19 protein-coding genes are annotated in these 18,344 nt (G+C 65.4%); 12 read left to right on the forward strand and 7 right to left on the reverse strand.

The window, feature by feature from the left end:
- The first annotated feature begins 58 nt into the window (after positions 1-58).
- The gene (locus tag ACFVYC_RS16120) at positions 59-1,249 is read left to right on the forward strand and encodes an acyl-CoA dehydrogenase family protein (RefSeq protein WP_387552070.1); all 1,191 of its coding nucleotides are present in this window, start codon (positions 59-61) and stop codon (positions 1,247-1,249) included.
- Between the two features lie 36 nt (positions 1,250-1,285).
- Here ACFVYC_RS16120 and ACFVYC_RS16125 read toward each other — a convergent pair whose 3' ends face one another.
- Positions 1,286-1,816 carry a murein hydrolase activator EnvC family protein gene (locus tag ACFVYC_RS16125; protein ID WP_387552072.1) on the reverse strand — a complete coding sequence of 177 codons (531 nt, stop codon included), beginning with the start codon at positions 1,814-1,816 and terminating at the stop codon, positions 1,286-1,288.
- A gap of 430 nt (positions 1,817-2,246) precedes the next feature.
- Between ACFVYC_RS16125 and rpsB the strand changes: the two genes are divergently transcribed.
- The 6 genes from rpsB (at position 2,247) to ACFVYC_RS16155 (ending at position 7,228) form a co-directional block, all read left to right on the forward strand.
- The gene (gene rpsB, locus ACFVYC_RS16130; protein ID WP_387552074.1) at positions 2,247-3,125 is read left to right on the forward strand and encodes a 30S ribosomal protein S2; all 879 of its coding nucleotides are present in this window, start codon (positions 2,247-2,249) and stop codon (positions 3,123-3,125) included.
- A gap of 127 nt (positions 3,126-3,252) precedes the next feature.
- Entirely contained in the window at positions 3,253-4,089 is an 837-nt protein-coding gene (gene tsf, locus ACFVYC_RS16135; protein ID WP_387552077.1) for a translation elongation factor Ts, read from the forward strand.
- A 125-nt stretch (positions 4,090-4,214) separates the two neighbouring features.
- On the forward strand, positions 4,215-4,952 hold the full coding sequence (gene pyrH / locus ACFVYC_RS16140; RefSeq protein ID WP_387552079.1) for a UMP kinase: 738 nt from the start codon (positions 4,215-4,217) through the stop codon (positions 4,950-4,952).
- A 127-nt stretch (positions 4,953-5,079) separates the two neighbouring features.
- Positions 5,080-5,637 (forward strand): ribosome recycling factor, encoded by a 558-nt coding sequence (gene frr, locus ACFVYC_RS16145; RefSeq protein WP_387552082.1) that lies wholly within the window; start codon positions 5,080-5,082, stop codon positions 5,635-5,637.
- Complete coding sequence (locus ACFVYC_RS16150; RefSeq protein WP_387552085.1) at positions 5,637-6,560, forward strand: phosphatidate cytidylyltransferase; 924 nt, start codon at positions 5,637-5,639, stop codon at positions 6,558-6,560. Before frr ends, ACFVYC_RS16150 begins: the two co-directional genes overlap by 1 nt.
- Before the next feature lie 83 nt (positions 6,561-6,643).
- Complete coding sequence (locus ACFVYC_RS16155) at positions 6,644-7,228, forward strand: DivIVA domain-containing protein (RefSeq protein WP_387552087.1); 585 nt, start codon at positions 6,644-6,646, stop codon at positions 7,226-7,228.
- 24 nt (positions 7,229-7,252) lie between these two features.
- Here the strand turns inward: ACFVYC_RS16155 and ACFVYC_RS16160 are convergent, their stop codons facing one another.
- From ACFVYC_RS16160 to ACFVYC_RS16175, 4 genes are read right to left on the reverse strand one after another with little or no spacing between them, the layout of a single operon-like run.
- Positions 7,253-8,719, reverse strand: coding sequence for a cation acetate symporter (locus tag ACFVYC_RS16160; protein WP_387552090.1), 1,467 nt, complete (start codon positions 8,717-8,719; stop codon positions 7,253-7,255).
- Between the two features lie 7 nt (positions 8,720-8,726).
- On the reverse strand, positions 8,727-9,077 hold the full coding sequence (locus ACFVYC_RS16165) for a hypothetical protein (RefSeq protein WP_387552093.1): 351 nt from the start codon (positions 9,075-9,077) through the stop codon (positions 8,727-8,729).
- Positions 9,074-9,790, reverse strand: a complete 717-nt coding sequence (locus ACFVYC_RS16170) for a LytR/AlgR family response regulator transcription factor (RefSeq protein WP_387552096.1) — start codon at positions 9,788-9,790, stop codon at positions 9,074-9,076. The genes ACFVYC_RS16165 and ACFVYC_RS16170 overlap by 4 nt, the downstream gene beginning before the upstream one ends.
- 34 nt (positions 9,791-9,824) lie before the next feature.
- The gene (locus ACFVYC_RS16175) at positions 9,825-11,033 is read right to left on the reverse strand and encodes a sensor histidine kinase (protein ID WP_387552223.1); all 1,209 of its coding nucleotides are present in this window, start codon (positions 11,031-11,033) and stop codon (positions 9,825-9,827) included.
- A gap of 180 nt (positions 11,034-11,213) precedes the next feature.
- On the opposite strand from ACFVYC_RS16175, the gene ACFVYC_RS16180 reads away from it, so the two are divergent.
- Positions 11,214-11,594, forward strand: a complete 381-nt coding sequence (locus tag ACFVYC_RS16180; RefSeq protein ID WP_387552098.1) for a DUF485 domain-containing protein — start codon at positions 11,214-11,216, stop codon at positions 11,592-11,594.
- Entirely contained in the window at positions 11,591-13,207 is a 1,617-nt protein-coding gene (locus ACFVYC_RS16185) for a cation acetate symporter (RefSeq protein WP_387552101.1), read from the forward strand. The genes ACFVYC_RS16180 and ACFVYC_RS16185 overlap by 4 nt, the downstream gene beginning before the upstream one ends.
- 85 nt (positions 13,208-13,292) lie before the next feature.
- Here ACFVYC_RS16185 and ACFVYC_RS16190 read toward each other — a convergent pair whose 3' ends face one another.
- Positions 13,293-13,892, reverse strand: a complete 600-nt coding sequence (locus ACFVYC_RS16190; RefSeq protein ID WP_387552104.1) for a hypothetical protein — start codon at positions 13,890-13,892, stop codon at positions 13,293-13,295.
- A gap of 129 nt (positions 13,893-14,021) precedes the next feature.
- Entirely contained in the window at positions 14,022-14,495 is a 474-nt protein-coding gene (locus ACFVYC_RS16195; protein ID WP_387552105.1) for an Lrp/AsnC family transcriptional regulator, read from the reverse strand.
- Between the two features lie 192 nt (positions 14,496-14,687).
- Between ACFVYC_RS16195 and pdhA the strand changes: the two genes are divergently transcribed.
- From pdhA to ACFVYC_RS16210, 3 genes are read left to right on the forward strand one after another with little or no spacing between them, the layout of a single operon-like run.
- Positions 14,688-15,878, forward strand: coding sequence for a pyruvate dehydrogenase (acetyl-transferring) E1 component subunit alpha (gene pdhA, locus ACFVYC_RS16200; protein WP_387552107.1), 1,191 nt, complete (start codon positions 14,688-14,690; stop codon positions 15,876-15,878).
- Positions 15,878-16,888 carry an alpha-ketoacid dehydrogenase subunit beta gene (locus tag ACFVYC_RS16205; RefSeq protein ID WP_387552110.1) on the forward strand — a complete coding sequence of 337 codons (1,011 nt, stop codon included), beginning with the start codon at positions 15,878-15,880 and terminating at the stop codon, positions 16,886-16,888. The genes pdhA and ACFVYC_RS16205 overlap by 1 nt, the downstream gene beginning before the upstream one ends.
- Positions 16,885-18,303, forward strand: a complete 1,419-nt coding sequence (locus ACFVYC_RS16210; protein ID WP_387552112.1) for a dihydrolipoamide acetyltransferase family protein — start codon at positions 16,885-16,887, stop codon at positions 18,301-18,303. The genes ACFVYC_RS16205 and ACFVYC_RS16210 overlap by 4 nt, the downstream gene beginning before the upstream one ends.
- The last annotated feature ends 41 nt before the right edge of the window (positions 18,304-18,344 follow it).

Raw genomic sequence — 18,344 nt, forward strand, 5'->3', positions numbered from 1 at the left:
AGCAGTAACTTACCGTGCTTCTTAGCGCCGGTCACCGCTGATCATCTGCGAGGTAAACATGTCCATTTCCGCTGCCGACCTCAACAACCTGCCCTATGCCGACGGCGACTTCTATTCCTTCGAGCAGATGCTCAGTGGCAAGGAGCAGGACCGGCTGGCGGAGATCAGGGACTTCCTGGCCCGTGAGGTGCGGCCCATCGCAGTCGATTCCTGGAACCGCGGCGAATTCCCCATGGACCTTATTCCCAAGCTGGCCGACATTGACCTGGTCAGTCCCGTGCGCAGGCAGGGCCACTCCAACCTGTTTGCGGGCCTGATGCATGCAGAGGTGACACGCGCTGACGCGTCCATTTCCACCTTTATGGGTGTCCACGACGGGCTCTTCACCGGTTCCATTGAAGCGCTGGCCTCCGAGGAGCAAAAGGACGCGTGGTTGCCTGACATCTACTCGCTCAGGAAAATTGGAGCGTTCGGCCTGACGGAGCCCCTGGGCGGATCGGACGTGGCGGGTGGAACGCGGACCACAGCCCGCCGCGAGGGCGGTTCGTGGATCCTGAACGGGGCCAAGCGCTGGATTGGGAACGCCACCTTCTCCGACTGGGTGGTCATCTATGCGCGGGACCTTGCGGACAACCGCGTCAAGGGCTTCCTGGTGGACACCATGCTGGAGGGATTCAGCGCGGAAAAGATCGAGAACAAAATCGCACTCCGGACGGTCCAGAATGCCGATATCACCCTGGACAACGTGGTGGTGCCGGACTTCTTCAAGCTCGCCCACGCCAACAGCTTCCGCGATGTCAACAAGGTCCTGAAGGTCACCCGCCTCGGTGTCGCCTGGCAGGCCGTGGGCCAGCAGCTGGCCGCGTTCGACGTGGCCCGGCGCTACGCCGTGGAGCGCAGCCAGTTTGGGCGGCCGCTGGCCTCCTTCCAGCTGGTGCAGAGCCAGCTGGTCCAGATCCTGGGCAACGCCGTCAGCTCCATGGGCATGATGGTGAGGCTGTCCCAACTGGAGGACGCCGGGGAGGCCAAGGACGAACAGTCCGCCCTTGCCAAGGCGTTCACCACTGCCAGGATGCGTGAAAGCGTGGCAATCGGCCGGAACCTCCTGGGCGGCAACGGCATCGTGACGGACTTCGAAATGGCAAAGATCTTCGCCGACGCCGAAGCCATCTACTCCTACGAGGGAACGCATGAGATCAATACCCTCGTGACCGGCCGTGCCATTACCGGAATCTCCGCCATCGTTTGACCCGCTGCGGACCGGCGGTGCCGGGAGGTTGCACAGTCACCGCGGCGGTGCGCCGAGCGGCAGCAGGATGGATGGCCGCAAGTCCATCACAAACTGCAGCGGATTCACGTAGTCCCCGCCCCGCCGGACGCCCCAGTGAACGCAGGATGTGGCAGGGCAATGTCCCGGAAGGGCAGTGCCAATCACCTGGCCTGCGGTGACAGCACTGCCGGCAGCCAGGCTGCTCTCCACCGGTTCAAAGCTGCTGCGCAGGCCGTTGCCGTGGTCGATGGTGATCACCGGCCGGTCCACCACCACCCCCACGAAGCTGACCGTGCCGGCCGCGGGCGAGGTGACCTGGGCGCCGTCGGACGCTGTTCCCAGGTCCACGCCCCGATGACCGCTGAGCCAAGGCTTGGGCGGCGGGTCGAAGTCCCGCAGTACCGGCGGGCGGGGCGCAACCGGCCATCGCCAGGACGGCCCCGGCTCCGCGCCGGCAGGCGCCGGATCGAAGGCCAGGGTCTCCCCGGCAGGGGCCAGGGAAGCCGGCAGCAGAAGCAGGGCTGCGAGCAGCACCGAAGGTTTCATAGGCCCAGCCTGAACCGGTTGGGAAGGGGCCGGCAGGGGCGTGCGCTCCTATGTGGATAAGGCGGTGCTCCGGCGTCGTTCCTGTCTTTCGGGTGCGGGCGCCTGTAGTACACTTGATGGAGCAGTTTGCTGCGCCCTCAACGCTTTCCGTCCGGCGGCTATCCACAGGTTTTTTCCAACGGTATACGCCCCTGTCCGGTTTGCGTCGGCACATCTCATTCAGGAGTGTGGGGGAGCGGTGGCTGACTACGCGTGTCCAGCCCTCCACGGAGGATCGGGCTTCTTGCGGTCAGGGCCACGGTCCTGATGAGAGGCACGATGGACGCCAGGAGCACGGCCCGCCCGGGCCACGCTAATCAACCGTCAACTATTGGCAGGGTAAGAAACCCCAGGGGTTTCTCATGAATGACCTGCCGGAAGGAGCGCCGGCATGCCCGTCGTAACTATGCGCCAGCTGCTTGACAGCGGCGTCCACTTTGGACACCAGACCCGCCGTTGGAACCCGAAGATGAAGCGCTTCATCTTCACCGAGCGCAACGGCATCTACATCATTGACCTTCAGCAGTCGCTGTCCTACATCGACCGCGCCTACGAGTTCGTGAAGGCCACCGTTGCACACGGCGGCACCGTCCTCTTCGTCGGCACCAAAAAGCAGGCCCAGGAAGCAATTGCCGAGCAGGCAACCCGCGTGGGCCAGCCGTACGTGAACCAGCGTTGGCTCGGCGGTATGCTGACCAACTTCCAGACGGTCGCCAAGCGGATCCAGCGCATGAAGGAACTCGAAGAGATCGACTTCGACGACGTCGCCGGCTCGGCCTACACCAAGAAGGAACTGCTGCTCCTTCGCCGCGAACTCACCAAGCTCGAGTCCAACCTCGGCGGTATCCGCAACCTCACCAAGGCGCCCTCCGTGCTCTGGATCGTGGACACCAAGAAGGAGCACCTCGCCGTTGATGAGGCCAAGAAGCTGAACATCCCGGTTGTGGCCATCCTGGACACCAACTGCGATCCGGACGAGGTCGACTTCCCGATCCCGGGCAACGACGACGCCATCCGCTCCGTGAACCTTCTGACCCGCGTTGTTGCCGACGCCGTTGCCGAGGGCCTCATCGCCCGCAACAACCGCGCCACCGGCACCACCGAAGCTCCGGAAGAGCCGCTGGCTGAGTGGGAGCGCGAGCTCCTCGAAGGCAGCAAGGCTGAAGAAGCTGCCGCTCCGGCCGCTGAAGAAGCTGCTGCTCCGGCTGCCGAGGACGCACCGGCTGCTGCCCCGGCAGAAGCTGAAGCTCCGGCTGAAGACGCCAAGTAACAAATAAATCCGGATTCTCCGGCGCCGCCTGCGGCGCAGGAGCTGCTGACAGGATGGCGGCCCACCAGGTGGGCTGCTGTCCTGTCGGTCCGTACACCACAACAAATTTCTAGACAGAGGGGTTCACATGGCGAACTACACTGCCGCGGACATCAAGGCCCTGCGCGAGCGCACCGGCGCCGGCATGATGGACGTCAAGAAGGCTCTTGACGAAGCCAACGGTGACGCCGAGAAGGCCATCGAAATCATCCGCATCAAGGGCCTCAAGGGCGCTACCAAGCGCGAGGGCCGCTCCACCGCTGAAGGCCTGGTGGCCGCCAAGGTCAGCAACGGCGTCGGCGTTATGATCGAGGTCAACTGCGAGACCGACTTCGTGGCCAAGGCTGACAAGTTCATCCAGCTGGCTGACAAGGTCCTGGCCGTTGCCGTTGAGTCCGGTGCAGCCGATCTCGAGACCCTGCTGGCCACCGAAGTTGACGGCAAGCCGCTCTCCGAGGTTGTTGTCGAAGAGGGTGCAATCCTGGGCGAGAAGGTTGTTGTCCGCAGGATTTCGCGCATCGAGGGCGGCACTGTAGACGCCTACCTGCACAAGACCTCCAAGGATCTCCCGGCCCAGGTCGGCGTGCTGTTCGCTGTTGACGGTGAAGGCGAAGCCGCTGCCACTGCCGCGCACGACGTTGCGGTCCACGTTGCCGCCATGTCCCCGAACTACCTGACCCGCGAAGACGTTCCGTCCGAGCTGGTTGAGTCCGAGCGCCGCATCGCCGAAGAGACCGCAAAGGCCGAGGGCAAGCCCGAAGCCGCGCTCACCAAGATCGTGGAAGGCCGCGTCACCGGCTTCTACAAGGGTGAGGTCCTGGTTGACCAGGCCTTCGCGAAGGACGCCAAGAAGTCCGTGGCACAGGTCCTCGAAGAGGCCGGTGTCAAGGGAACTGCGTTCACGCGTTTCCGCGTCGGCTCCTAGTCGAAACAGCAAGGGGTGGCCACTTCGGTGGCCGCCCCTTTTGCATGCGCGGGGCCGGCCCGTAATGAGACCTTTGCCCGCGCAGCAGGATAACCTTTTTTAGAGTTCACCAACGGGAAGGCATCATGGAAGCCGTCAACACTGTAGTCCAGCCAGAGAAAAGTCGACGCCGGGTCCTCCTGAAGCTTTCCGGCGAGGTCTTCGGCGGCGGGAAGCTGGGCGTTGACCCCGAGACCGTCCGGGACGTCGCCAAGCAGATCGCAGCAGCCGTCCCCCAGGTGGAGGTGGCGATCGTGGTAGGCGGCGGCAACTTCTTCCGCGGCGCGGAGCTGTCCCAGAGCGGCATGGACCGTTCACGGGCTGATTACATGGGCATGCTTGGAACGGTGATGAACTGCCTGGCGCTGCAGGATTTCCTGGAGCAGGCCGGCGTCGAAACCAGGGTCCAGAGCGCCATCACCATGGGGCAGGTTGCCGAAGCTTATATTCCCCGGCGCGCCATCCGGCACATGGAAAAGGGCCGCGTGGTCATCTTCGGCGCGGGTGCCGGACTGCCGTACTTCTCCACGGACACAGTTGCTGCCCAGCGGGCACTTGAGGTCCACGCCGACGTCGTCCTGATGGCCAAGAGTGGCGTGGACGCCGTCTACACAGCTGACCCGAAAAAGGACCCCACCGCCGAGCGGCTTGAAACCCTCAGCTACGACGACGCCCTCCGCCGCGACATCCGCGTGATGGACCAGACGGCGATGACCATGTGCAAGGACAACAACCTGTCCATGGTTGTTTTTGGCATGGAGGGTGAAGGCAATGTCACCCGGGCCATCCTGGGCGAGAAGCTGGGCACCCTGGTCACGGCCTAGCTACGGCTAGGATGTCTTCCAGAACAGTTCCGCCCCTGCCTTCGCGGCGAGGGGCGGAAGCACCACAGAACCACGTTTGTGCATGGACCCGGCGCCCCGGACTGCACCAGAATCTTCAGGAGAGACCGTGATCGAAGAAACCTTGCTCGAAGCCGAAGAAAAGATGGACAAGGCCGTTGAGGTAGCCAAGGAAGACTTCGCTTCCATCCGCACCGGTCGGGCCAACCCGGGCCTCTACAACAAGGTCCTGGTGGACTACTACGGCTCACCCACGCCGCTGCAGCAGCTCGCCTCGTTCGCTATTCCGGACGCCCGCACCATCCTTATCACCCCCTTTGACAAGACGGCCCTGCGCGACATCGAACGTGCGCTCAGCGATTCCGAGGTCGGCGCCAACCCGTCCAACGACGGCAACGTCATCCGGATCACCATTCCGGAGCTGACCAAGGAACGCCGCAAGGAATACGTCAAGATCGTCAAGACCAAGGGCGAGGACGCCAAGGTCTCCATCCGCAACATCCGCCGCAAGGCCAAGGAAACCCTGGACAAGCTGGTCAAGGACGGCGAAGCCGGCGAGGACGACGGCACCCGGGCCGAAAAGGAACTGGACGGCCTCACCAAGGCGCACGTGGACGGCATCGACGAGCTGCTCAAGCGCAAGGAAGCAGAGCTGCTCGAAGTCTGATGGGCCAGGCAGAGCAGGCCCCGGCACAACGGGCGCGCACACGGGGGAAGCAGCCCAGGACCAACCCGACGCCGAAGGCCGGGCGGAACCTGCCAGCCGCGGTGGTGGTGGGGCTTGCCATGCTCTTCGCCGTACTGGGTGGCCTGCTGTTCCTTCCCCTTGGCTTTGTTGCGGTGACCACCGCTTTCGCCGTCTTCGGGGTGTGGGAAATCTACCGTGCCCTGGAGGCGAACGGGACCAGGATGCCCATCGTGCCGGTGCTGACCGGCACGGTGGCCATGCCCTTTGCCGCCTACTTCGGCGGAATCGAAAGCCTGCTTTTCGCGATGCTGCTGAGCTCCGTGGCAGTGCTGCTGTGGCGTTCCATCGAGAGCGCCGCCGGCTCGGCCAACAGCATCTTCGCGGGCGTCTTCACCCTGGGCTGGGTGCCGTTCTTCATCAGCTTCGCGGCGCTCCCGCTGCACGCTTCGGGCGGTGCCACTCCATTGGGCCTGTGGCCGGGTGGAACCATCCCCGACGGCGCGTGGCAGGTGGCGGTGATGCTGCTGCTGGTGGTCTCCAATGACACCTTCGGCTACCTCGTGGGCGCGTCTTTGGGCAAGCACCCGATGGCCCCCAAGATCAGCCCCAAGAAATCCTGGGAAGGGTTTGCCGGCTCCATCGGCGGCGCCATACTGATCGGCATCCTTGCCAGTCTCTTTGTGCTGGACAAGCCCTGGTGGGTGGGTGTGGTCCTGGCGGTGGGACTGGTGGCGGCATCCACAGCCGGCGACCTCGCCGAATCAATGGTCAAACGCGAACTGGGCGTGAAGGACATGAGCAGCATCCTGCCGGGACACGGCGGCGTGATGGACCGGCTGGACTCCATCGTTTTTGCAGCCCCGGCGGCCTTTGTCCTGTACGGCCTCGTTTCCGGGGCCTGAAACACCAACCCCAGCCGGACCCCGGGCGCCGCATAAACTGGTGCAGGAGCGGTACGGCTTGAAGAGCATCGAAGGAATCAAAAGTGGCATTGGACATTCATCGGCAGTTCCCTGCGTCCTTTGAGCGCGTGCAACGCAGCGCTTACGGCTACAACGCCAAGCAGGTGGACCAGTTCCTGCAGCGGGCACGGGTGTCACTCGAAAGCCCGGACGCCGCGGCCCAGCCCATAAAGAGTGCTGATGTCAGGGCAGTCTCCTTTGACCCCGTCAAGGGCGGATACTCCGCCGCCGTCGTTGACGCGGCCCTGGACCGCCTTGAAGACGCTTTTGCCCGCCGTGAGCGGGACGAACTGATCGCTGCCCGGGGCGAGGATGCGTGGCTGCGCGAGATTGGCAACCTGTCCGGCATCCTCCGCGGCCGGCTGCACCGCCCCGACGGGGACCGGTTCCGCCGTCCCGCAAAGAAGAAGGCGCGCAGCTACAACACCGCTGACGTGGACCGGCTGTGCCACGAACTCGTGGCTTACCTTGAACAGGACAAGCCGCTCAGCGTCGACAACGTCCGCCGGGCGGTTTTTCGTCCCGCCGTTGGCCAGGACGGCTACGAGGAAACACAGGTGGACGCCTTCCTGGACCGCGTGGTGGAACTGATGGCAGCCATCGACTGACCCGCGTTCAGTGAGGTGGCCCAGTCACCTTTCGGTGGCCAGCGGCCGCTCCGGGGTGTGGAGCCGGGTCATGACCCGGGACATCGTCTTGGGGACCCGCTGAACGGTGGCGCGTGAAACGACCACCATCACGGCGAAGGCGGCCGGCACTGTCCAGGCGGCAGGCTGTGCCAGCCAGGGCGCCAGGTTGGATGCGCCCGCCACGGCGCCCGCGATCATCGCGCCGCCGCACAGCACCCCGCCCGTCACCATTCCGGCGATGGCGCCGGCGTCGGTAAGTCCCCGCCACCAGATGCCCAGCAGGAGTACCGGGCACACCGTGGAGGCGGTAAAGGCGAAGACCAGGCCCACGCTCCCGGCAAGGGCCAGCGAGTCCGTCATGGAGGCAAAACCCAGCGGCACCACCATCGAGATCACTGCAGCCAGCCGGAAGCCGCCAACCCCCGCGCCCAGGACATCCTGGCTGATGACCCCGGCCAGGGATACCACCAGGCCCGACGTGGTGGAGAGGAACGCGGCAAAGGCGCCGGCCACCACAAAGGCCGACAGCAGGTCGCCTGCGGCGCCGCCAATCAGTTCGCCCGGGAGCAGCAGGACCATGGCATCGGCCTGGTTGGCGCGGGCGAGCCCGGGCGCAAACATCCTGCCCACCAGTCCGTAGGCCGTGGGGAACAGGTAGAACACGGACAGCAGGCCCAGGACAATCAGCGTGGTCCGCCGGGCCGAGTGCCCGTCCGGGTTGGTGTAGAAACGGACCAGCACGTGGGGCAGCCCGAGGGTGCCGAAGAGAAGGGCCACCAGCAGCGACACGTTCTGGTACACCCCTGCTGGGCCCAGATTCGTGGGGTTCACGGCCGGCGGAGACAGGGCAGGGGTCCCGTTTCCGGCAAGTACAAAGAGGATGAACAGGATGGGGACCGCCAGCGCCGTGAGCTTGAGCCAGTACTGGAACGCCTGGACAAAAGTGATGGACCGCATGCCGCCGGCAACCACGGTCAGGCACACCACTATCACCACAGCCACCGATCCCACCCAGGACGGCAGCCCGGTGGTGATCCGGATGGTCAAAGCAGCCCCATGCAGCTGCGGCACGATGTACAGCCAGCCCACCAGCACCACCACCAGGCTGGTAACCTTCCGGACCGCCCGCGAGTCCAGCCTGGCCTCCGTGAAATCAGGAATTGTGTAGGCGCCGGAGCGTCGCAGCGGCGCGGCCACAAACAGCAGCAGCATCAAGTACCCGGCGGTGTAGCCCACCGGAAACCACAGGGCGTCCGTCCCGGACAGCAGGATGAGTCCGGCAACACCGAGGAAGCTTGCGGCGGAGAGGTACTCCCCGCCGATGGCCGAGGCATTCCACCACGGCCGAACGGTCCGGGACGCAACGTAGAAGTCGCCCGTAGTCCGCGAGATCCTCAGGCCGTAAAAGCCGATCACCGCAGTGGCCACGGACACCACTGCGAGCGCGGCTATGGCCACGCCTGGGTTCATGGCGCCGTCACTGGTCCTTGGCCAGGTCCCGGTACCGCGCCTCATTCCGCGCAGCGGTCCGGATGTACAGCCAGGCGCTCAGCCCGATCAGGGGGTAGATGCCTGCGCCCAGGAGGAGCCAGTCAAAGGGGATGCCTGCAATGCGGGCCTCCTTCAATCCGGGCACCACGGCCAGCAGCAATGGGAAGGCGCCCAGGATCAGCAGGAAACCGGCAGCCACCACCAGCGCCAGCCGCAGCTGGGACCGGATCAGCGACCTGACGAAGATCTGCCCCACTTCGGAGTCCTGCGCCGCTTCCCGGCTGTCCCGGGGAGGAAGTGCCGCCGAGCGCGGTGCGGTGACCCTTACCCGGCTCATGCGTGCGGCCTGATCCGGGTGGCGCCCAACTTTTCGCGCACCGTTGGCAGGTGGCGCCGGCTGATGGGAAGCCCGGCACCCGCCACCGTGACGCTGGGACCGTCCGCCGCCAGCTTCATGGATGTCACGTGCTTCAAGGCAACAAGGTAGGAGCGGTGCGTCCGGATGAAGCCGGCGTCCGCCCACTGCTGCTCAAGGTCGGCGAGCGGCACCCTGATCAGGTAGCTCGCATCTGCGGTGTGCAGCCTTGCGTAGTCGCCCTGGGCCTGAACGTACGTGACATCGTCACGCCTGATCATCCGGGTGGTCCCGCCCTGGTCAACGGTGATCATCTCCGGTGCCGTCCCGCCGTCCCGCAGTTCGCTGATGCGCCCCACAGACCGTGCCAGCCGTTCGGCCCGGACCGGTTTGAGCAGGTAGTCCACGGCGGCGAGCTCGAACGCCTTCAGCGCGTGGTCTTCGTCCGCGGTCACAAAGACCACCGCCGGGGGATTCCTGCTGCCGGAAATGGCGCGGGCAATATCGAGCCCGGAGACCGCCGGCATATGGATGTCCAGGAAGACGGCGTCAACCGGGCCGGCTGCCAGGACCCGAAGGGCTTCGGTGCCGGAAGTGGCGCGGAGGACGGTGCCGATGCGGTCGTCCCGCCCCAGGAGGAAAGCCAGTTCCTCGACGGCGGGCAGCTCGTCATCGACGACGAGGACGTTAATCATGCTTCAAGGGTACTTTCCGGCGGGACCGGCAGATTCACGCGTCGTGGCCCGGCTGGGACTTCGGGACCCGCATGGTGATCAGCGTTCCCTCGCCGGGGGCGGTGTCGATGACCAGCCCGTGGTCGTTGCCGTAGACCTGGCGGAGGCGGGCGTCCACGTTGCGCAGGCCCACGTGCTCGCCATCGGTATGGCCGGCCAGCATGGACTGCAGCTGCGCGGGGTCCATGCCCACGCCGTCGTCCTCAATCGTCACCTCGGCGAAGGCGCCGGCGTCGTTCGCGCTGATGCTGATGTGCCCGGGCCCTTCCTTGGCCTCCAGCCCGTGGCGGACGGCGTTTTCCACCAGCGGCTGCAGGCTGAGGAAGGGGATAACTGTGCTGAGGACCTCCGGCGCCACCCGCAGGCTGACCTGCACGCGCTCGCCGAACCGGGCGCGTTCCAGGAGGAGGTAGCGGTCGATGCAGCGAAGCTCCTCGGCGAGCGTTGTGAAGTCGCCGTGCCGCCGGAAGGAATACCGGGTGAAGTCGGCGAACTCCACCACCAGTTCCCGGGCTCGGGCCGGGTCGGTGTTGATGAAGGACGCGATGGCGTTGAGCGAGTTGTAGATGAAGTGGGGGCTGATCTGGGCGCGCAGGGCCCGCACCTCGGCTTCCATGAGCAGCGTCCTTGAAGCGTCAAGCTCCGCCAGCTCCACCTGCACTGCCACCCAGTCAGCCACCTCTCCGGTGGCGCGGACCAGTCCCGCGCTGGCCGACGGCGCAAACGCCGCAACCGCGCCCACCACGCGGGTTCCGGCCCGCACCGGAGCGATCACCGCCGCGAGGGGACTGCCCGTACCGGTCTTCTGTGCACCGCCCGGCCCTGCAGGGTTGCCCGCCGGAAGCACCGCCGTCCGCCCGCCTGCCAGCACCCCTTCGGCAAGTGCCATCAACCGGGGCTTGAGTTCCTCGGCCGCGCCGTCCCAGGCGAGCACCCCGGTGGTGTCGGTGATGGCCAGCGCCTCGCAGCCCAGCAGCGCGCGGAGCTGCCGGCAGGCTTTCGCCGCGCCCGCGGGATTGAGGCCGCGCCGCAGGTGCTGGCCGGCCTGGGAGGCCGCATGCAGGGTGTGGTAGGTGGCGCGCTCGGCATCCGTGCCGAGGTCGCGGAAGGAGCGAAGCACCTTGAGTCCCACGCCGACGACGACGGCGACGGCCATGGCGATCACTGCCACGGCCGCGGCGGTCAGGAGGGGTGAGTCCGGCATGGAGCCCAGCGTAATGGCGGGTGCCGTTTGTCGCAGCATCGCGACCGTTGAGCGACCGCGGCAGTGCCGGGTCTGGCATGCGCCGCCGGCGCCCAGCAGAGTGATTGCAGTCACACTTGCGGTACCCCTGACAGGTTTTGCGGCCGGTGTGTCCCAAGCAAGTCTCAATGAGGAGGAACGATGGGTAAAGATGCCCACACTCCGGACGCAGCGGCGTCCGTTGACTTCGAACAGGTCCAGTCGACCGGGCAGTTCCAGGAATTGCGCAAGCGTCACCGCAGCTTTGTCTTCCCGATGGCCATCGCCTTCCTGCTGTGGTACTTCGCCTACGTCCTGCTGGCGGACTACGCGGTGGGCTTTATGTCCACCAAGGTCTGGGGCAACATCAACATCGGCCTGATCCTCGGCCTGCTCCAGTTCGTCTCCACGTTTGCGATCACCAGCTGGTACGTCAGCTACTCCAACCGGCGGCTGGACCCCATCGCCGCGGAAATCCGCGACGAAATCGAAGGGCACGAATTTGATAAAGACGGAAACCGAGTGGGCGGGGTAAATAAATGATCGGGATCGCCACAGCGGTAGACGTTGCCGCCCTCAAGGACACCACCCTGCTGAACATGGGCGTCTTCGGCCTGTTCGTGGCCGTGACCATGGTGATTGTGTTCCGGGCCAGCCGCAACAACAAAACCGCAGCCGACTACTACGCCGCCGGCCGTTCCTTCACCGGCTCGCAGAACGGAACGGCCATCGCGGGGGACTACCTCTCGGCTGCCTCGTTCCTGGGCATCACCGGTGCCATTGCCATCAACGGCTACGACGGCTTTATGTACTCCATCGGCTTCCTGGTGGCCTGGCTTGTGGCGCTGCTGCTCGTTGCGGAACTCCTGCGGAACACCGGCAAGTTCACCATGGCTGACGTGTTGTCCTTCCGCCTCAAACAGCGGCCCGTCCGCATCGCCGCCGCCATCTCCACCCTCGCCGTCTGCTTCTTCTACCTCCTGGCCCAGATGGCCGGCGCCGGCAGCCTCATTTCACTGCTGCTGGGTATCAGCGACTGGGGCGGCCAGGCCCTGGTGATCATCGTCGTCGGCGCCCTGATGATCATGTACGTCCTCATCGGCGGCATGAAGGGCACCACCTGGGTGCAGATCATCAAGGCAGTCCTGCTCATCGCCGGCGCGGCCGTGATGACCCTCTGGGTCCTGGCGATCTACGGCTTCAACCTCTCCAGCCTGCTGGGAGCAGCGGTGGAGACGGCCAACAACCCTGCAGTCCTCAACCCGGGCCTGCAGTACGGCAAGACGGAAACCTCCAAGCTGGACTTTATGTCCCTGGGCCTGGCGCTGGTGCTTGGAACCGCCGCCCTGCCGCACGTCCTGATGCGCTTCTACACGGTTCCCACGGCGAAGGAAGCCCGCAAGTCCGTAGTGTGGGCGATCTGGCTGATTGGGCTCTTCTACCTCTTCACCCTGGTGCTGGGCTACGGTGCCGCTGCACTTGTTGGTCCCGAAACCATCCGGACGGCGCCCGGCGGAGTGAATGCCGCAGCCCCGCTGCTGGCCTTCTACCTGGGCGGACCGCTGCTGCTGGGCTTCATCTCAGCCGTGGCCTTCGCCACCATCCTCGCTGTTGTGGCGGGCCTGACCATCACCGCCGCCGCGTCCTTCGCCCACGACATCTACGCCAGCGTCATCTCCAAGGGCAAGGCCGACGCCGACACCGAAGTCAAAGTTGCCCGCCGCACCGTGGTGGTCATCGGTGTCCTGGCCATCCTGGGCGGCATTCTCGCCAACGGGCAGAATGTGGCGTTCCTCGTGGCGCTGGCCTTCGCCGTTGCCGCCTCCGCCAACCTGCCCACCATCGTCTACTCCCTGTTCTGGGGGAAGTTCACCACGCAGGGCGCCATCTGGAGCATGTACGGCGGTCTTGGCGCGGCCATTGTCCTGATCATCTTCTCGCCGGTGGTTTCCGGCGGTGCCACCTCGATGATCAAGGACGCCAACTTCGCGCTGTTCCCGCTGAGCAACCCGGGCATCGTGTCCATCCCGCTGGCCTTCTTCCTCGGCTGGCTGGGAACAGTGCTGGACAAGAGGCGCGAGGATCCGGCCAAGCAGGCGGAAATGGAAGTCCGGTCCCTCACGGGGGTCGGGGCAGAGAAGGCAGTCAACCACTGACCCTGCCGGATTAGTCACCTGCGAAAACCATAAAGAGCCCCGGCGCTGCGGCGCCGGGGCTCTTTGATGTTGTGTGTGGAACCGGCTAGGCCTTGGGCCGCAGCTTAATGTTGGTCATCTTCAGGTCCTCGGTACCTTCAAAGCGGTAGGCCAGGTCCACTTCCTTGCCCCCGCAGGTGATGACACCCGCCACGTCCGCAGCTTTGACCCCGTTGTCGGTGCTTACCTGGAGATCGTTGTAGGTCGGTTTGCACGATTCATCCATCTCCAGGGTGTCCACTCCGGCGATGAACGCTTCCTTGGACAGCTGTTCCTTCAGGGCGGGGTCGAGGTACTCGTCGTAGGCTTGCGAGCTCTGGCCACCGATGACCATCTTGGTGAAACCGTCGGCGAGGCCCCTGGCCTGGTTGGTGGCACTTCCCGCCACGTTAATCAAAATGACGATGCCCAGGACCACCAGGAGCAGGACGCCGCCTATGCCGGCCAGGATGATCCACAGTTTCCGCCGGTTCTTGGCCGGAGGATGCTGGCCTGGCAGGCCGAACGGGCCCGCTTCCGGGTACGTGCCGGCGGGAGCCGGGAAAGCGCGTCCGCTGTTGCCCGGCAGTTGCTGCGGAGGCAGGGGTGGCTGCGGCGGCGCTTGCCCGGGCTGACCCGGCTGGTACGGGTCCTGAGGACTGCTCAAGATGGAGCCTTTCCGGCGTGATGCATGGCACCGCCTGGTTGCGGGGACCTCCCGGAACCCGTGAATAACTTGCAACAGCCTATAGGCCGCCCTGCCGCCGTCGTATTTTGTGGCTTCGGGGCGGCGGTGTCAGCTGCCTTGCGGGCCCCGCTCCAGCAGGGGCTGCACCCGGAAGGGAATGAGCTCACCCATGGCCAGTGCAGTATCGGTCCGGTCCACGCCGTCGCAGGCCAGGATTTTCCCGTTGATGCGGAACAGGTCCTCGGCGTCCAGTGCCACCACCCGAAGCAGCAGGTCCGCGGAGCCCGTGAGCCCGTAGCCTTCGAGGATTTCCGGGATATCGGCCAGGGCTGTGGCCAACTGGGCAAGCTTTTGCTGCTGGACATGGACGGAAATAAACGCCATCAGCGGATACCCGAGCGCCACCGGATTGATCCTGCGTTCAAAGGAAAGGAAGACGTGCTTTTTATCCAGCTGGGCCATCCGTGCCTGGACCGTATTCCGGGACAGTCCCAGCTTCTGGGCCAGCGCCACCACCGTCCGCCGGGGATCCTGGGCCAGGGCAGACAAAAGGCGGGTGTCAGTGCCATCCAAAGCTTGCATAATGCGCAACATTAGCACCGTGTCCGGGGGCCGGACAGAGCATTGTGCTCAACGAAGGTCCCGGTGGTTGTACCCAATGAGCATTGTGAGTAGGGTCACAGTATCCGGGGCAACGGCGCCCGGCGTCCGGCGGCGGGCGGGATCACAAGTCCCCAAATCCGTTGGTCAACAACGTGAGAAGGTGCGGCTATCGTGTCTACAGACGGAACGGGCCAGAACGGCGCAAATACCCCCATTGCAGGTTCCCCGGGCGCTGATGCCAGGGCGGAAATCCCCGGGCCGGGCAGGGGCCTCGTCCAGCTGATCACTCCGTCCGGGGAGCGGGTGAGCCACCCGGAATTCGATCCCTGGGTACAGGACGTCACGGACGAGCAGTTGAGCTCCCTGTTCGAGGACATGACGGTAGTCCGGCGCATCGACGTCGAAGCCACGGCCCTGCAGCGGCAGGGTGAGCTCGCCTTGTGGCCGCCCCTGCTGGGGCAGGAAGCAGCGCAAGTGGGTTCCGGCCGGTCCCTCCGCGCGGACGACTTCGTTTTCTCCAGCTACCGGGAAAACGGTGTGGCGTACTGCCGGGGTGTGGACCTGACGGACATCGTCCGGGTCTGGCGCGGAAACGCCTCCTCCGGCTGGGATCCGTACTCCATCAACATGGCGACGCCGCAGATCATCATCGGCGCCCAGACCCTGCACGCCACCGGGTATGCCATGGGGATCCAGAACGACGGCGCCGATTCCGTGGCGGTGACCTACTTCGGCGACGGAGCGACCAGCGAAGGCGACGTCAACGAAGCCATGGTCTTTGCGGCGAGTTTCCAGGTGCCGGTGGTGTTTTTCTGCACGAACAACCATTGGGCCATCTCCGAGCCGGTGCGGCTCCAGTCCCACATCCAACTGGCGGACAGGGCGGCCGGATTCGGCATCCCCAGCCTGCGGGTGGACGGCAACGACGTCCTGGCGGTGATGGCGGCAACGAGGGTGGCCCTGGACCGGGCACGGCGCGGCGGCGGCCCCACCTTTGTTGAGGCCGTCAGCTACCGGATGGGTCCGCACACCACAGCCGATGACCCCACCCGCTACCGCGACGCCAACGAACTGGAGGACTGGGCAGCCAAGGACCCGATCAGCCGGGTGGAAGCACTGCTGGACCGCAAAGGCCTGCTGACGGCAGCGCTGAAGCAACAGGTCAAGAACAAGGCCGACGCCGTGGCCCGGGAGATCCGCACGGGCTGCACCACCATGCCTGAGCCGCAGCCGCTGGACGTCTTCAAGCACGTCTACAGCACCCCGAACTCCTGGCTGGACCGGCAGCAGGACCACTACACCCGGTACCTGGCCTCTTTCGGCGATCCCGCAGAAGCCGTCTCAGAAGAAGGGGCACGCTGATGACCCAGATGACCTTTGCCCGCGCCATTAACGCCGGCCTGCGCAAATCCATGGAAAACGATCCCAAAGTCATCCTGCTGGGCGAGGACATCGGTGCGCTGGGCGGCGTCTTCAGGATCACCGACGGCCTGCAAAAGGACTTCGGCAAGCACCGCGTGGTGGACACGCCCCTGGCCGAGTCCGCCATTGTCGGAACCGCCGTGGGGCTGGCCTACCGGGGCTACCGCCCGGTGGTGGAGATCCAGTTCGACGGATTTATCTACCCGGCGTTTGACCAAATCGTCAGCCAGGTGGCCAAGCTGCACTACCGGACACGGGGCGCGGTGAAAATGCCCATCACCATCAGGGTTCCTTTCGGCGGCGGCATCGGCTCGCCGGAACACCATTCAGAATCTCCGGAAGCCTACTTCACCCACACCTCCGGGCTGCGGGTGGTCACCGTTTCCAACCCGCAGGACGCCCATACAGTCATCCAGCAGGCCATTTCCTGCGACGACCCCGTCCTGTACTTCGAGCCCAAGCGCCGCTATCACGACAAGGGCGAAGTGGACGAGACCGTTGATCCGCTTTCCGCTGTGCCCATGGACCAGGCGAGGGTGCTTGCCGAGGGCACGGACGTCACGCTGGTGGCCTACGGCCCGCTGGTGAAGACTGCCCGGGACGCCGCCCTGGCCGCCGCCGACGAAGGCCTTTCCATCGAGGTCATTGACCTGCGCTCGCTGGCCCCGGTGGACTACGGCACCGTGGTGGCGTCGGTCCGCAAGACCGGCCGCCTGGTGATAACCCATGAGGCCGGCCAGTCCGGAGGCATTGGCGCGGAGGTGGCAGCCAGCATCACCGAGCGGTGTTTCTACTACCTCGAAGCGGCGCCGGTCCGGGTGACCGGCTTCGACATCCCGTATCCGTACTCGAAACTTGAAATGCATCACCTGCCGGGCCTGGACCGCATCCTCGACGGCGTGGACCGCGCCCTGGGCCGGCCGAACTCCCTCAGCGGGCTGGAAGGATGAGCGCCACCATGATCAAGGAATTCCGGCTCCCGGACCTGGGCGAAGGGCTCACTGAATCGGAAATCCTCAGCTGGAAGGTTGCGGTGGGGGATACGGTCAGCCTCAACCAGGTGATCGCCGAGGTCGAAACCGCCAAGGCAGTGGTGGAGCTCCCGTCCCCCTTCGCGGGGGTTATCCGGGAACTCCACGAACAGCCCGGCACCATTGTGGAGGTGGGCAAGCCCATCGTCTCGTTTGAGGTAGCGGACGACGCCGGCGCCCCCTCGTCCGGGCCCGGAACCGCCGCTTCGTCCCCGGCTGTTTCGTCCCCGGCTGTTTCGTCCCCCGCGGCGGGGCAGGAAGGGGAGCCTGCCAGGAGGCAACCCAACCTGGTGGGGTATGGCGCCGTCGTCGAAAGCTCCGGACGGCCGGCACGGCGCCCCCGCAACCTGTCACCCGTAGGTGAGGCTGCCCAAACCAAACCTGCCGAAACCAAAGCCCCGGTAGTTGAGCCTGCAGGAACCGGGCCCGTCGGAACCCGCCCCCGGTCCACCCCGCCCGTGCGCAAGTTCGCCAAGGATGTGGGCGTGGACCTGACGCTGGTCACAGCGACAGGACCGCAGGGACTGATCACCCGCGAGGATGTCCAGCACTTTCTGAATGGCGGGCCGGCCCATGCTGCTGCGGCTGCCTCGGAGGCAACTGTTCCAGACGCGGCACTGCAAGGCACGGGGAAGCGGGAAACACGGACGCCCATCAAAGGCGTGCGGAAGTTCACGGCGGCCGCCATGGTGCAAAGCGCTTTCACCGCCCCGCATGTCACCGAGTTCCTCACGGTTGATGTCACCCCCGCCATGGAACTGCTGGCCAAGCTCAAGGGAAGCCATGAGTTCAGCGGCCACAAGCTGACCCCGCTCACCCTGGTCGCCAAAGCGGTGCTTATCGCGCTGCGGCGGAATCCCGCGCTGAGTGCACGGTGGGACGAGGCGGAGCAGGAGATCGTAACGTTCAACTACGTGAACCTGGGCATCGCCGCCGCAACACCGCGGGGACTGACAGTTCCCAACATCAAGGACGCAGACTCGCTGTCGCTCCTGCAGCTCGCCGATGCACTGACCGGGCTGACGGAAACAGCAAGGGCGGGCAAGACCACCCCCGCTGACCTGTCGGGGGGGACCATCTCAATCACCAACATTGGTGTCTTCGGGATCGACGCCGGCACGCCCATCCTCAACCCGGGGGAAGCCGCCATCCTTGCGCTGGGTGCGGTGCGGAACATGCCTTGGGAGTATCAGGGCCAGGTGGCACTGCGCCAGGTCCTCACGCTGAGCCTGTCCTTTGACCACCGCCTGGTGGACGGGGAGCAGGGCTCACGCTTCCTGGCGGATGTGGGCTCGATCCTCGCCGATCCGGGAATGGTCCTGACCATGGTTTAACCCCCTCTCCCGGGTTTTGGGCAGATGCAAGGACTTGGCCG

The sequence above is a fragment of the Pseudarthrobacter sp. NPDC058329 genome (assembly GCF_042879835.1).
In the GTDB taxonomy this organism is placed as follows: Bacteria; Actinomycetota; Actinomycetes; order Actinomycetales; family Micrococcaceae; genus Arthrobacter.

Excerpts from the sequence above, each read along its gene's own strand:
- ACFVYC_RS16120 (WP_387552070.1), top strand. The coding sequence starts at position 59 with ATGTCCATTTCCGCTGCCGACCTCAACAACCTGCCCTATGCCGACGGC.
- ACFVYC_RS16125 (WP_387552072.1), bottom strand. The coding sequence starts at position 1,816 with ATGAAACCTTCGGTGCTGCTCGCAGCCCTGCTTCTGCTGCCGGCTTCC.
- rpsB (WP_387552074.1), top strand. The coding sequence starts at position 2,247 with ATGCCCGTCGTAACTATGCGCCAGCTGCTTGACAGCGGCGTCCACTTT.
- tsf (WP_387552077.1), top strand. The coding sequence starts at position 3,253 with ATGGCGAACTACACTGCCGCGGACATCAAGGCCCTGCGCGAGCGCACC.
- pyrH (WP_387552079.1), top strand. The coding sequence starts at position 4,215 with ATGGAAGCCGTCAACACTGTAGTCCAGCCAGAGAAAAGTCGACGCCGG.
- ACFVYC_RS16150 (WP_387552085.1), top strand. The coding sequence starts at position 5,637 with ATGGGCCAGGCAGAGCAGGCCCCGGCACAACGGGCGCGCACACGGGGG.
- ACFVYC_RS16160 (WP_387552090.1), bottom strand. The coding sequence starts at position 8,719 with ATGAACCCAGGCGTGGCCATAGCCGCGCTCGCAGTGGTGTCCGTGGCC.
- ACFVYC_RS16165 (WP_387552093.1), bottom strand. The coding sequence starts at position 9,077 with ATGAGCCGGGTAAGGGTCACCGCACCGCGCTCGGCGGCACTTCCTCCC.
- ACFVYC_RS16170 (WP_387552096.1), bottom strand. The coding sequence starts at position 9,790 with ATGATTAACGTCCTCGTCGTCGATGACGAGCTGCCCGCCGTCGAGGAA.
- ACFVYC_RS16175 (WP_387552223.1), bottom strand. The coding sequence starts at position 11,033 with ATGCCGGACTCACCCCTCCTGACCGCCGCGGCCGTGGCAGTGATCGCC.
- ACFVYC_RS16180 (WP_387552098.1), top strand. The coding sequence starts at position 11,214 with ATGGGTAAAGATGCCCACACTCCGGACGCAGCGGCGTCCGTTGACTTC.
- ACFVYC_RS16185 (WP_387552101.1), top strand. The coding sequence starts at position 11,591 with ATGATCGGGATCGCCACAGCGGTAGACGTTGCCGCCCTCAAGGACACC.
- ACFVYC_RS16195 (WP_387552105.1), bottom strand. The coding sequence starts at position 14,495 with ATGCAAGCTTTGGATGGCACTGACACCCGCCTTTTGTCTGCCCTGGCC.
- ACFVYC_RS16205 (WP_387552110.1), top strand. The coding sequence starts at position 15,878 with ATGACCCAGATGACCTTTGCCCGCGCCATTAACGCCGGCCTGCGCAAA.
- ACFVYC_RS16210 (WP_387552112.1), top strand. The coding sequence starts at position 16,885 with ATGAGCGCCACCATGATCAAGGAATTCCGGCTCCCGGACCTGGGCGAA.